The following is a 14,420-nucleotide window of genomic DNA, read 5'->3' on the forward strand; positions in this document are numbered from 1 at the left end:
CAGGGACTCATTCCCATTAAGGATATCAATGTAACAACTTTTAGGGTAACACATCTTAAAAGGAAACAATTCTACTAACAATTAACACAATTGGCATCAGATATGATTAACCATCTGTTTTTGCCTAATAAAAAATTTCGAATGCGTTAATCCATGACTTTTTTACATTAAATCGTTAGTATTTGCCTTTCATAAGAAAGCTTGTTGAAATTAAAAACGAAAGACTAAGATATATCCAACCTTATTTATCTCAAGGCGTATCATGAACCCTCGTCACAGTGAAATTCTTGAACTTGTTAATGAACAAAAACGTGTCCTTGTCGCTGAACTGGCCACCCATACTGGTGTATCAGAAGTGACTATCCGACAAGATCTTAGTCTGTTGGAGAAACAAGGGTATCTAAAGCGGGTTCATGGTGGAGCAACTGCGTTACAAAGCGATGACATGAATAACCGGATGAATATCCGCTTTGATGTTAAGCAACAACTGGCTAAACGTGCAGCTGAACTGGTTCAACCCGGTGAAACGGTGATGATTGAAGGGGGAAGTGCCAATGCCCTGCTCGCCAGAGAATTAGCAGATCGCGGCGATGTAACCATTATCACCCCAAGTGCCTACATTGCTCATATGATCAGGGACTGCAAATCAGACGTCATCCTGCTGGGCGGCATATATCAGCACCAGGGAGAAAGCCTGGTCGGCCCGCTGACCCGCCTTTGTATCGAGCACACCCACTTCAGCACGGCTTTTCTGGGTATTGACGGATTCCACCGAGATACCGGCTTCACCAGCCGCGATATGATGCGAGCTGATGTTGCTAATACCATCCTGAATAAGAACATGCGCAATATTGTACTAACCGACTCCAGCAAGTTCGGGCAAATCTATTCCACCAGCATAGGGAGACTAAACCAGTTTTCGGTTCTGGTAACTAATAACGATGTCGATCCAGCCGATCTGGAGTGGATCAGAAATCATGACATTCAGCTGGAGCTGGTGGAAAGCTGATAATCATTACGGCCTGCCGATTTCACGTTATACAGCGCTTTATCGGCAGCCTGTAACATCGACTCCCAATTTTCCTGTAACGCTTCCGGCGTTTCGGACACTGCGGCACCAATAGAAACCGTTACCGTAATCTCACCACCATTAGTTGTAAACTTTGAATCTGATACCAATAGCCTTAAGTGTTCAAGAACAGATTCAGCTTCGGTTTTGCAAGTGTTGATGATCAGTAAAAACTCCTCACCGCCCCAACGCACCACAAGATCGTCGCAACAAATGGTTTCTTTCAATCGCTGAGCCAAAATAATCAACACCTGATCGCCAACGTCGTGACCCAACTTATCGTTAATCGCTTTAAAATGATCAATGTCCAGCAACGCCAGAAGACTGGTCGGTTGCTTAAAATGCTTCGGCGCACTTTTTAGCCACTGCTGTAAATAGCGGCGGTTGTGTAATTTAGTCAGCGGATCCTGTATCGATTGAGTTGTCAGCTCTGCATTAGATTGCTCGAGAACTTCGTTATCACGTCGAACATCTTTGTACCTGCGATAAAGCAGATACAAAACAAACAAAATAAACAGAACGCCAACCCGAAGTGAGTTTTCCCTCGCTTTTTGCTCAGCAATGCGAGCCGCATTCAGTTCATTTTCAGTTTTAAGCAGCGTAATTTCCTGCTCTTTTACTTTTGCATCAAACTTTTCCTGAAGATCGAACAGCTCTTTTCTTCTGACGTCAAAGAGATACTCTTTATCGTCATTGGCATAGGTCTTGTAGTATTTCAGCGCCTCTTTATAGTCCCCGGCTTCCTCGAAAATATCAGCAATCAGATTACTGATATAAATGTAACGTTTTCGGTCTCCAAGCTTTTGATAATTATCCCGGGCAAACGAAGTATGTTTCAGCGCGGCTTCAAGCTCACCTAACTTAAAATAAGCCTCACCTAAACTCTCATTGCAATATGCCACACCTCTTGGCTCACCAACCTTTTCAGCCAGTTTCAGACAAGCCATGGCGTTTTCCAGTGCTTTTTGCGGTCGATTTGCATCCAGATAAACGGCAGACAAATTCATCAACGCTGTCAGCTTTACCCGGAAAGAGCGTGTTTTCGAAGCCAGCACCATTGCTTTTTTAATATGCTTAATCCGCTCTTGGGGTCGGTTGAGATATTTATCAATTACACTGACATTAATATAGAGTATCGCTTCAGCGAACGGGTTTGAAAAGTTATGTTTGCGATAAATCTCAATCGCCTGCTGAATATATAAATCAGCCTTTGGCCACTCCTCCATTCGGATGTAAAGTGTCGACATGTTGGATAAAACCTGAGCAACCTGCAATGTGTCACCGCAATCGATAAACAGATCATAAGCCTGCTGATAACGCGTTAGGGCTTTTTTATATTCAGAATGGTCAATGTCGATGTTGGCTTGCCATTTAATTGTTCTAGCCAGCAACGATACATATCCGAGCTCACGCGCGTCAGCCTCAACTTCATCTAATAGTGCTGCGGCTTCATCATATTTTCTTTTATCAACCCACTCTACAGCTTGCAGAAATGACGCTTCTGCTTGTATCCATTTTATTTGGGTTTCCTCACCGAGCTTGTGCAGTTTGCTGATATACCCCTGAACTTTAACATCATCATCCCCTTCCGCCTGTTCGATATTGTATTGAATCAACAGATAAATAGCCTTACGAAAGGGTGAATAGTCAGGTAACAGCATTTTGGTTACCTTAGGCAAGTGCTTTATGGCTTTTTCTGGCTGAACAGTAGATAACGCATACAACTCCAGATACGGCTTATCCTGCTTTTGCGCTATCGATTTCAAAAAGCGTATACAAGGGAGCGGTGAGGCCGGATTAGCGACAACCTGCCCGGGAATGCAAATGATGACAAGAAGAAAGACTTTTGGCATAACGCCAAATATGTTGAGCAATTTAGGCATAGAATACCTGACTGATAATTAATAATTATATTCCTTCCCTGACGCCCATCCATCGAGAGCGTATTATTACCAGATATTCTATTATAAATACAAATATATATTAGCTGAGCCAGCGCACAACGTAAAAAATCGCTCACATGAAAAATCACAATAATGCGACTCAATAAAAAACAAGATAAATACGAAGCCAGTGTTTGATAAGCAGGGTAAATACATGCGGTATCAGATTTACTTTCCTTTTTTACAACAAACCTCACTCTGCTTATCCGACACTAAATAAGAATCACTTATACAAGCTAAATTTCTTAGTAATTCTTTTAAGCGTTTCTTCGCTTCCAAATAAACATATACCTAAATATTCGAACTCTTCCTCTTTGGTTCGGCTTGTGACTTGTTGCTGAATAACAGACCCGCCCTCGATCATAGTATGTGTAAAATCAGTAAATTTAATCCCATGTTCAATGGCTTTCTCTCTTACCTTCCTGATTTTATTTGAATTATCTGACTTCAAAACAATAAAAGGATAATGAGACAGACTAGGGTGAAGACCACCATCTAAATCCAGATAATCAACGAATATAGCCTCATCCTGTTCGAGCCTGTTTGAGAGCCCGGCACTCAGATGACCAAGTACATTAAGTGCACGCCCTGTCTCAATTTTTTTGTTCAAAATTGCAACGAATCGTTTTTCAGTATCACCAGGTAAATATGCCATTGGGAGTTTCCTCTTGTTGAAATTGGGGTTTCGGCAGCAATTGAGATAATCTAACTTGGCACTCATACCATCATTAAGGTCGAGACAAGTAGCAACGCAGCCATACCATAATTAAAATATTTAGTGTTGCTTTGACTGCTTAGAAGTAGTTGGCACCTTTCGCCGACAAGTGTCCAAACACTTGCTGCTGGGATGTTTATTGCAGCAAAAATCAGTGCAACAATAATGACACCCTGCCAACTATCTGAAATGTTATAAACACTTATAGCACTCAGAGCCATAGACCAAGCTTTTGGGTTAACCCACTGAAAGTTGGCCGCAGCCCAAAAGCTCATTGGCTTATAATCAAATTTTTGATTTTGTTCCTGCTTGCTTAATGCGATCCTTATCGTTAAATATAATAAATAGCCTATACAACTAACCTGTAAAATATTGTGAGTTAATGGGTAGCGGTTAAATACTTCTATCAAACCAAGACCGACTAAAACAATCATCAGGCTGAACCCAAAAACAATTCCAAATACATGAGGAATAGTGCGCCTAAAGCCCACATTAGCACCTGATGCCATCAACATAATATTGTTAGGGCCCGGTGTAATGGTTGAGACGAAGGCGAATGTAACTAAAGCTATAATTTGCTGTGCTTCCATATCAATTTCTTACCATACGTGATGAATTATTGATATTTTAATGCGCAATGAGGTAAATTTTGTTTCTATCTCAGCCATCAAACATGGGTTACTCACAACAAATCACACTTATGGATAGGTTTGACGAAAAGATATTGCGCGAGCTGGAATCGAACGGCCGCCTGACAAATGTAGAACTCGCCGATAGGATCGGTTTATCACCCTCTGCAACCTTGCGGCGAGTACAAGAGCTTGAACGCAGCGGCGTAATCAAAGGGTATCGAGCTGTTCTTGATAGAAATAAGCTCGGAATGGGCTTTGTTGCTTACGTTACAATTGGCCTCTCAAATCATAGTAAGCAAGCTCAGTTAGAGTTTGAAGAGCACATAATCGATGCTAACGAAGTCAAAGAATGCCATAACATAACGGGGGCCAGTGAGTATCTGCTCAGGGTTGAAACGGAAGATTTAGTTGCATACAAACGGTTTCACTCCGATGTGTTAGGGGAAATACCGCAAGTAAACTCAATTACAACGATGGTAGTAATGGAAAGCCCCAAAGAAACAGGGTGACAAGCTTTATTAAGTATCCATGCCTTCCGCTACGATAACCGCCCCGTAACCATAAAGACAATGAAAACGGAAAAGCCACCTTGTTCATGTGACATTGATAAACAAGGTGGCTCCGTTGATTAAATATTCTTCCAACCAGTCATAACAAGTTAATTACCGTTAATCGTGTTATTGCCCTTCGGGGATTACATTACCGTTTTCGTCATAAGCCTGAACATTAAAGTGATGCTCAACACATTTTTCATAGTCGCCTTTGAACAGCGCATTAAAGGCATACTGGTACGGTACTAACTTACACCTAAAGCTCTTGTTCCCCGGTGTGTTGGCATTCCAACCCCAGTCTTTATCCCATGTAATCATCAAAGCACCAGCCCCATCAGTATCAAATGGCTTCATGTTCGCGCAGCCAAGCTTCTCGCTGCTGATATCCAGGTTTAGCTCTTTGGCAAACAACTTGTAATAGTCGATCCGGTTTTGTGCCAATGCCGTTTCAGCCCCCTTGTTGCACTCAAAAGCACCGTTGATGATCTGGATAGTTGCCCCGAAACCATGTTCTATACCGGCAGCTTTATCGGCAGCGTTCGGTTTCCAGGTGCCGTCGATAACATGCAGCATACTTGGCTTAGGCGGTTGCGGGTAAATATAGAAGAATACCGCTGACGCCAGATTCAACCAGGTATCAGCCACCAGCGCCGGATTTTCCAACAGTACATTCTTATCACCGAACATAGCTTCAGAGAACGGACCATAGTTATAGTTCCAGCTTAACTGTTTGGCACCTCTGCCAAAGTAGCTTTTACCCGGCGCACAAGGCCAGCGCTCACCCTGCCAACCACTGCACTTGCTGTATGTTTTATCCAGCTTATCTTCTGATTTATACATTTCCCGCAAGTAATAAAGCCCCTGACGCCACTCAGGTACACCTTTGCTGGTTTCCCAGCTTGGTGCATGAGCACCAGTCTCCTGCACGAAATGCGCGAACATGGTGGTCAGAGAGCGCTTACAGATGTCATCTGAATTTCTGCCATCAGTGTATGTTCGGCAGAATGCCGGGAACTTGGCGATAGCCTGTAAAAAGCGAGTATAGGTATATTTTTCATTGCGAAGCGGGAACAGGTATTCCCACATGGCTTCATCAACAATAGATTCAGCTCTGCGAACGTTTTCAGGGTTAGTCGCTTTGAGTGGAGCAACAGCTTCAACTGATGCATTATCAAGCGTGGCGATATCGGAGCGAACCAACTTAAACAAGTCGGTATTTGTCTGCTGTTCTTCGATTGCTTCCAGCTCGCTGCGTGGCATCAGGTATGCACCTTTACCGTCAGGAATGATTGTCAGTTCGCCGGGATTTGGGTTCGGGTTCGGGTTCGGGTTCGGGTTCGGGTTCGGGTTCGGGTTCGGGTTCGGGTTCGGGTTCGGGTTCGGGTTCGGGTTCGGGACAGGATTACCGCTAGTCGGACAATCTACAACATCCCAAAACCAACTGTTTGCTGATGGTGAATCCCAACTACCTGGACGGTTTTTCGCCTTGTAACAGACCTCCTTAAATTTAACAATGTCGCCATTATTTGCCTGAGTCTTACCGGGCTCCCAGTTCACTACATCACCGGGCACTGCCGTCGGTGAAGCCAGTGCGTAACTACTGGCACACAACCCGAGCACCAGCCCGGCAAGATACTTCAGTTTCGACCCTTTTGTTCTTTGAAACATAGTTTTAGCCTCCTTTGTCCCTCTCGGTATGAGGCTATTATTTGTTCAGGAAATTCAAAGGAGGCGAACGGTTTAACGTGTTTATTTCTTTCTATCGAGGCAATTCACACCGATACGAAATTTCTTTTCATGACAACAGATGAAAATGGATTCCGGTCGACACAACAAAACTTAAAACCAGAACTAAAAATCACCATTTCAAATCAGGATCTTTGGTTGCGATAATTGCCCTGCTATTAACACCATCACTTAACATCAGATCTATTACCAATGCCGACTCCGGTATCAACTTTTCACCGCTCCAGTAATCAATCCAATACATGGGCTCATCAGCTTCAAGAATGACATCCCTTGCCTTCTGTCCGTCAAAATTAAACAACATATGAAGTTTGGCATCAGGTGCAATTTCAAGTTGTGCATGATGAAGCGATAAATCAGCAAAAGTCGCAGCGTTTTGATTTCCAGCTTGCCGCTTGATTAACTGCCTCAGGCTCTTACGACTCTTTTTGTGAAGTGAATACAAAGGATCACCTGATAACAGCAGACCGCCACAAGCCAGTAAAACATCCCGGTGGAACTGATAGGCTTCCTCTGTCGTCTCCTGCCCCGGAATCGATACCAGAGTGGCGCAGTCTGGATCAATCTGCCACAACTTACGGTGCTGCCAGGAGCGATAGAAAGTCTCACGGGCAATCTGAGAAAAACGATGAGGCCGACGCTCTACATCATCTGATACACGCATAGCATCGACTAACCCCAGTGACGGCCACATCGGTGCATTACATCCCAGCAGCCAGGCAGAACCAGCACCTTCAGCAATTGCTTCCATCCCCATCCGGTAAGCTTCAACACCGGTAACATCCTTCCGGGAACGCTTCCCCTTCAGGGTTCCCCAATAGTTAGCGTCCAGCTTAAACAGCTCTACCCCCCAGTCATCACGCATTGTTCGCGTCACTTCTGTCAGATAAGCGCACGCATCCGGGTGACTAGTATCGAGAATGTACCAAGGCGTACAGCGCCAGCCTCCATACGTAATATCTTCGGCTTTCAGAAGCTCGCCGTTATCACAGGCAACAAACCAATCCGGATGGTAACGGAACAAAGCTGATTCCGGCTGAGCAATAAACGGAGCCAGCCAGATCCCCGGCTTCTTACCTTTTTTCCGGATATCTTCAATCAGTGATTTCACACCACCGGAAAAACGTTCAGACGGTGTCAGCCAGTCGCCCATGAAAGCCTGATAACCATCGTCGAGCAAGACCCACTCAATATCATCAAGATCACCCTGCATTTCATCGACATTCTTCTGGATATCCTCAGCAGATACACCCGCATAATAGGCATACCAAGAACACCATCCGACAGGTGCCGGTTGGTTGATTGTTTCCCGGGACGGGTGATGACGTTTTATCTGCTCAGCATATTTAGAGAAAACATCATCAAACGAATCGGATTTAAGCACTACGAAAGATTCAAGGTTACAGCCTTTCTGTGAATCGTTAACTGCAACGCCTTCTCCGTCCAGAAAAGCAGAAATATAACCGTCGTGGCATTCAAAATAGCCGGCAAAACGACGACAGGAGGTAAATCCGAACAGACAGAATCTACCGCCGTCCTCAACAACCAAATAGTTGTAATAACGCTTCGGGTCATTCTCACCATAAATACGGTAACTATTGTTGTTATCCGGACATCGCCCGACATCAGCCGGTTCTCTGAGCGTACCAGCTGTCTGTGCCAGCATCTGGAAACCATCACCATAGACCAGAGCTTTTGATGATGCTTCAAACAGAATGTCTGCAATGCGCATCCTTTCAGGAAAAAAATCAAATTCGGTTGCATCCAAAACAGCGGTAACTGTTTCGCCATCCGGCACAAAAGAAAAGGGAGATGATGAGCTGGCGATAACGCCCGAAGGAAATGAGAATGACTGCATATACTTATAACTCCGACAATAGTACTCGGAGAATAAAACACGCAAGGGACTACAAAGCGTGCTGAAGAGCACGCTTTGTAATGAAAAACATCAGGTAACGGAAAATACCTGACTAAAGTTGAATTAAATACCGCCCATCAGCATGTACTTCACTTCTACGTAATCCTCAATGCCGTACTTAGAGCCTTCACGGCCAAGGCCGGATTCTTTCACACCGCCGAACGGTGCGACTTCTGTAGAGATAATCCCCTGATTAATGCCGACGATACCGGACTCCAGACCTTCAGCCACTCGCCATACCCTGCCGATGTCACGGGCATAGAAATAAGCGGCAAGACCAGATTCTGTGTTATTCGCCATTTCCAGCACTTCTTCTTCTGAGCTGAATCGGTAACAAGCTGCCACCGGGCCGAATGTTTCCTCATTGGCAATCAGCATTTCGTGATCAGTATTGGCAAGTACAGTCGGCTCAAAGAAGTTACCGCCTAGCATGCTTCGCTTACCACCGGTCAACACAGCCGCACCTTTAGCTACAGCATCTGTAACATGGCTTTCCACTTTATCGACAGCCATAGCGTTGATCAGCGGTCCCTGAGTTGCCCCATCTTCAAAGCCGGATGCTACCTTCAGCTTATTCACCGCCTCAGCCAGCTTAGTGGTAAAAGCGTCATAAACACTATCCTGAATATAGAAACGGTTTACGCAAACGCAGGTCTGTCCGGTATTACGGAATTTAGATGCCATTGCGCCTTCAACCGCAGCATCAATATCCGCATCATCAAAAACGATAAAAGGCGCGTTACCACCCAACTCAAGCGACAGTTTTTTCACTGAATCGGCAGCCTGACGCATCAGCAACTTACCGACTCGGGTTGAACCTGTGAAAGAGATCTTACGAACCGCTTTGGATTCCATCAGCGCACCGCCGATAGCTGTCGCATCACCGGAAACAACGTTAAACACACCAGCAGGAATACCGGCTTTTTCAGCCAGCACTGCCAGTGCCATTGCACTGAGCGGTGTTTCTTCAGAAGGCTTCAGTACCATAGTACAACCGGCAGCCAGGGCCGGCCCCGCCTTACGGGTAACCATTGCCAACGGGAAGTTCCACGGTGTAATCGCACCCACAACACCAATTGGCTCTTTGGTAACCACAATGCGCGAATCGGCACGGTGAGACGGAATTACATCACCGTAAATTCGTTTGCCTTCTTCTGCAAACCATTCGAAAAAGCTGGCTGCATAGCTGACTTCCCCCAACGCCTCAGCATAAGGCTTTCCCTGCTCCGTAGTCATGATCGTCGCCAGATCCTGCTGGTGTTCCATGATCAGTTCACCCCAGCGACGCACAGCCAGACTGCGTTCTTTGGCGGTCTTCTTACGCCACTGTTTGAACGCGGCCTTTGCGGCCTCTATTGCGGCCAGAGTTTCACTTTCACCGGCACTGGCAACCTCAGTAATGGTTTCACCATTAGCTGGATTGGTGACAGTGTAACGGATGTCGTTTTGCTGCCATTTACCGTTAACGTAAAAGCCTGTCTGCAATAGTTCTGATTGTTTAATATTCATCATCATTCCTGCTGAACAGTTCACTCGATGTGTTCACTAAATTTAGCTAGCAACACATCAATGTGCTATTCGATCGTACTTGTTAATTCAGAAACAGAGTAAGCTTTCTCTTCGTTAGTAAAGAGATAATCCACCTGTAAACAGATAAATCAATAACCCCCTGCCGCCACTCAATATACGCCGATTAATGCTGAACGCCAGCATCAAAAACCACACCATGTAATATCTGATCAAATATATTCCTATCAGGCATTTAGATGAACAAACTCAAACCAGTGCGCATGCAATTTAAACACTGATTACCGAGAGACACAGCTTGTGCTTTAACAAAGGACGGTAAATTTAGGGTTGCGAAGCAGCTTTAATTAAACTTCAAACATACAGGTCAAAATTAAAACTGTGATCAGGTGAACAGTTCTATATCTTTTCTCAAATATTCACTGAATATTCGACTGGAAATCTATTCAGTCCCTACGAATGAATCATATAAAAATAATGGCAACACGCCTTGAATATTGATTTATGGCTGGATATTTAATCGAAGAGCTATTTTCATTTCATTCCATAACAAAATAAAGTGAATATTTTTTTTTGAAATTTGTCACATTTACAGGACGGTTTTTTATTTAATCTAGCCCTGCTTTCCAAAGCAATCTTCAAATTAAAAGCAAAACAAAAATCAAGTTAATCAAAGAATTAACTGTACCTTATAGATAAAAGCACTCTTTTAAGAGGCGGAGATACGATCATGCGCATAGTACTAGCTCTGGGCGGAAATGCCCTATTAGCTCGCGGACAAGCATTAACTGCAGAAAACCAGAGAGAAAACATTGTTAAAGCAGCTGCAAGCATTGCTTCAATTGCCAAAGAACATGAAATTGTAATCGTTCACGGTAACGGCCCTCAGGTTGGTCTGTTAATGGAACAGAACAGCGCTTATCAGGAATATTCGCCTGAAACTACACCATACCCAATGGATGTACTGGGTTCTCAGACTTGCGGTATGGTGGGTTACATGCTGCAGCAGGAACTGCGTAACATCAACGCAGAACTGAATATTGCAACTCTGGTAACTCAGACTCAAGTCAGCAAAGATGACCCGGCATTTGCTAATCCGACTAAGTTTGTCGGTCCGGTTTACACCGAAGAGCGCGCTAAAGAAATCATGGCCGAGAGCGACAAGATCTTCAAAGCTGACGGTGAATACTACCGCCGTGTTGTTCCATCACCGATGCCAACAGCTATCGTTGAAAAACAGCAGATTGAAACTCTCCTGAATACTGGTAACGTAGTTATCGCTTGCGGTGGCGGCGGTGTTCCGGTTTGTGCTGAAGGCGACCGTCTGGTTGGTGTTGAATGTGTTATCGATAAAGATCTGACCGGTGAACTACTGGCAGAAACTATCAACGCCGATCTGTTCATTATCCTGACCGACGGTTCTATTTACCGTAACTTCGGTAAAGAAGATCAGGCAGAAATGAAAGTGGCAACACCAGAAGGTTTGTCTCACTTTAACTTCCCTGCCGGTTCTATGGGACCTAAAGTGGATGCTGTATGCAAATTCGTTGAAAGCGGCCGCGGTAATGCTGCTATCGGTTCACTGTTTGAATTAGACCGTATCATTACTAATGAAGCAGGCACACTGATTACCCAAGGTGAAGGTATCGAATATTATTAATAAAATCTCTTAATATTCTTTATCTTCAAAAAAATATAGCCTCCTTCGGGAGGCTTTATTTATTCATTTATATAAATTCAATTTATATGTTCGAAGATTAAATTTATACCTATTATCTTCTCACTCTGCTGCGAGCATTAGCGGCAACAATAAGCCTGTTGACCAATACTTTCTTTTTCGTATCAGATGCCGAGTTTAACTCCCGAATAACCCGGCTGATTTCAGAATCCAGATATTTTGCCGTTTTGGTTCGAATCATTGCACCGATAACTTTATCGGCATTATTCGGCAGTGGCTGACGGAGTGCCCATTGATAACTGTAATCTTCACCTTCGGTTTCAATAAAAGCCGCCGCACTTTTTGCCGGAGGAGCCTGCATGTCTTCGCCGCGGCCAAGACGTCGATAGTACTCTTCCACTACCGGAGATCGGGAATATGGCAGTTCCCCGTCTTCGTATAATTTAGGCCCCAGCTCTTTAGCCAGCTCCACTTTTGCTTCCAATACAAACTTACTTGCATTCGTAGCCTTAACAGATTTCTTCTCCGGCTCGGTGTAGTAAATGGTGGCCAGTTCTTTTGCACGGGTCAGCCCGACGTAAGCCAATCGGCGTTCTTCTTCAACATCAGCCGCAATACTGCCCGCCGCTTTATTCATGTAAGGAAAGGCATCCTTATCCCAGAATGGCAAGTGAACATGATTATATTCACAACCTTTGGCACGGAAGATGGTTGTCAGTTGGATACCATTACTGACTTTCTCGGCATCATGCCTGCTCGATTGCTGGGTATAATATTCAAAATACTGCAATGCTTTGTCGCAGTTCTGATCCATGCTCTCGAGTACCGTTGCGACACTGTCGAGCCTTTCTACCGCTTCTTCAACTTCTGTCGCCGTAGCTTCTGTCTTCCAGATCCAGTTATCCAGGCCGCTTTCATTACGGTACTGATTAAACACCTCAAGCGCCTTGAAGCTCCCCTTTCGTTGCAGGCGAACCAGAAGATCCAACCGTTCAATCAGGTTGTCCAGTTTTAGCGATTCGTTCGCTTTGTCATAGCGGGTGATAAATACCGACCAGGCAGATGATTCCATCCCGGCAAGCTGATCGCAAAGCGGTCGTAAGATCTTATTCGGCACATAACAGTGCGGAAAACTGAGCAAATTAAACAGCAATACGCACTTTTGTTGTTGTGGTGCCTGCTGATAGCGGCCGGTCGCTAACGCCATCAGTTCAATCAGTAGTTTGACTTCCCGGCTGTTACCCAGCACCGACGGCACCGGCATCTGGTAAGGCAATTGTTTGCTCAGGAAAGCCAGTTCAAACAGCAGCGTCTGTGACCAACGACGAACCAGAATCGCAACATCTGACGGGTCCCCACCATCTTTGATATAACGCTGAACCGACTGGGCAATTTCACCGACCTGCCGCGGCGTGCCCGACAGCTCAACACGGGTGTCCGACACACCCGGCTCGGAAATCGTCAGAAAGTCACTGAATCGCTGCTTGTTATTCGCAATCAGGTGGCTGGCAGAAAGCGCCAGACTGTGACCAAAACGAAAGGTATGGGATAAGGTATAGGTGGTCGCCGGGGCAAAATCCTGCTCAAAATTCAGCATGAACTGCGGCGCACTACCCCGCCATTTATAGATACACTGGTCAACATCGCCCACAGCTAATAGTTGTGTCTGCGGGCCAAGCAACTGTTTAAGCAAACGGTACTGAGCGGTATTGATATCCTGAAATTCATCGACCACCACCAGCTTGCAATGCTGATGATAATGCGCACGAATGAGTTCTGAAGACTCCAGCAACTTCACCGACTCTACCAGCCAGTCATCGAAAAACAGCAGCTTTTGCTGCTTACGCAACGTCTCAAACTGCTCAAAAGCATCAATGATGAAAAGGTAGTCACGGCTGATTTCCGACATCGAAAATACTTCGCGTGGCGAGAGCATGTAGGCTTTCACCAAACCGATAAAACTTAGCAACAGCTCAATGGTTTTCGGATCTTTGATCATTTGCTGACGCTGGTAGGTCTTCTCCTGACCAGCAATTTCTCGCAGTACCGTTTTCACCAACGCTTTATCACTTTCACCGCTTTGATAATCAACCCGGTAGCCGGTTTCATTCAGGTAGCCAGTCTGATTCAACAACTTCAGACAGAAGCTATGGAAGGTATGCACAGGCACCGGCTGCGCGATTCCCCGCTCCTGAAGCTTCTGCTTAAAGTCTGTACGGATATCTCGGTTAAACATCATAACCAGCATTTCCTGCGCCGGAACCTGAGTCAGCTTTTTCTCAATCAGACCGACAAGCGTTGTCGTCTTGCCAGTACCGGCACCGGCAATACAAAGCCCGTTGCCAGCCTGATGATTGATAAATGCGGTCTGTTCAGGAGTGTACTGAGTCATTTTGTTTCCGGGCAGAGAATGAAAGTCGGACGATCTTGCCATAACTTAACGCACCAGACTTAGTAAAATCATCGACTGTTTTCCGAAGCGGTTATCAATTCCCCGAAAATATTTACGCAAACGTTTGCTTTTCTTGCTGAAAGGGAAAAACAGTTCTGATATCATCTGCCGCAGTTACAGGCTAAGCGGCCTTTTAACAAGGTTTTTTAACGACAGTTTCAGCTTAGTCTGCATGGTTTTATCTTCACT

Annotated in this window: 10 protein-coding genes; 3 read left to right on the forward strand and 7 right to left on the reverse strand. The window is 45.0% G+C overall.

Going from position 1 to position 14,420, the window contains the following annotated elements; genetic code table 11:
* Positions 1–262: 262 nt before the first annotated feature.
* Positions 263–1,009 carry a DeoR/GlpR family DNA-binding transcription regulator gene (locus AACQ93_RS10440; RefSeq protein WP_064604796.1) on the forward strand — a complete coding sequence of 249 codons (747 nt, stop codon included), beginning with the start codon at positions 263–265 and terminating at the stop codon, positions 1,007–1,009.
* On the opposite strand, the gene AACQ93_RS10445 is transcribed toward AACQ93_RS10440, so the two are convergent.
* From AACQ93_RS10445 to AACQ93_RS10455, 3 genes are all read right to left on the reverse strand, one after another.
* Positions 985–2,952, reverse strand: a complete 1,968-nt coding sequence (locus tag AACQ93_RS10445) for a GGDEF domain-containing protein (RefSeq protein ID WP_064604798.1) — start codon at positions 2,950–2,952, stop codon at positions 985–987. The two genes, AACQ93_RS10440 and AACQ93_RS10445, sit on opposite strands and share 25 nt — an antisense overlap.
* A 283-nt stretch (positions 2,953–3,235) precedes the next feature.
* The gene (locus tag AACQ93_RS10450) at positions 3,236–3,667 is read right to left on the reverse strand and encodes a DUF2000 domain-containing protein (protein ID WP_064604800.1); all 432 of its coding nucleotides are present in this window, start codon (positions 3,665–3,667) and stop codon (positions 3,236–3,238) included.
* Between the two features lie 62 nt (positions 3,668–3,729).
* Positions 3,730–4,317, reverse strand: a complete 588-nt coding sequence (locus AACQ93_RS10455; RefSeq protein WP_064604802.1) for a LysE family translocator — start codon at positions 4,315–4,317, stop codon at positions 3,730–3,732.
* Between the two features lie 110 nt (positions 4,318–4,427).
* Between AACQ93_RS10455 and AACQ93_RS10460 the strand changes: the two genes are divergently transcribed.
* The gene (locus AACQ93_RS10460; protein ID WP_064606634.1) at positions 4,428–4,868 is read left to right on the forward strand and encodes an Lrp/AsnC family transcriptional regulator; all 441 of its coding nucleotides are present in this window, start codon (positions 4,428–4,430) and stop codon (positions 4,866–4,868) included.
* A 168-nt stretch (positions 4,869–5,036) separates the two neighbouring features.
* Here the strand turns inward: AACQ93_RS10460 and AACQ93_RS10465 are convergent, their stop codons facing one another.
* From AACQ93_RS10465 to AACQ93_RS10475, 3 genes are all read right to left on the reverse strand, one after another.
* Entirely contained in the window at positions 5,037–6,578 is a 1,542-nt protein-coding gene (locus tag AACQ93_RS10465; protein ID WP_064604804.1) for a chitinase, read from the reverse strand.
* Between the two features lie 190 nt (positions 6,579–6,768).
* On the reverse strand, positions 6,769–8,514 hold the full coding sequence (locus AACQ93_RS10470; protein WP_064604806.1) for a glycoside hydrolase family 36 protein: 1,746 nt from the start codon (positions 8,512–8,514) through the stop codon (positions 6,769–6,771).
* A 123-nt stretch (positions 8,515–8,637) separates the two neighbouring features.
* Positions 8,638–10,083, reverse strand: coding sequence for an NAD-dependent succinate-semialdehyde dehydrogenase (locus tag AACQ93_RS10475; protein ID WP_064604808.1), 1,446 nt, complete (start codon positions 10,081–10,083; stop codon positions 8,638–8,640).
* A 748-nt stretch (positions 10,084–10,831) separates the two neighbouring features.
* Between AACQ93_RS10475 and arcC the strand changes: the two genes are divergently transcribed.
* Positions 10,832–11,761, forward strand: coding sequence for a carbamate kinase (gene arcC, locus AACQ93_RS10480; protein WP_007466116.1), 930 nt, complete (start codon positions 10,832–10,834; stop codon positions 11,759–11,761).
* A gap of 112 nt (positions 11,762–11,873) precedes the next feature.
* On the opposite strand, the gene AACQ93_RS10485 is transcribed toward arcC, so the two are convergent.
* The gene (locus AACQ93_RS10485; protein ID WP_064604810.1) at positions 11,874–14,171 is read right to left on the reverse strand and encodes an ATP-dependent helicase; all 2,298 of its coding nucleotides are present in this window, start codon (positions 14,169–14,171) and stop codon (positions 11,874–11,876) included.
* Between the last annotated feature and the right edge of the window lie 249 nt (positions 14,172–14,420).

Source organism: Photobacterium sp. J15 (genome assembly GCF_963870815.1).
Classification (GTDB): Bacteria; Pseudomonadota; Gammaproteobacteria; order Enterobacterales; family Vibrionaceae; genus Photobacterium; species Photobacterium marinum.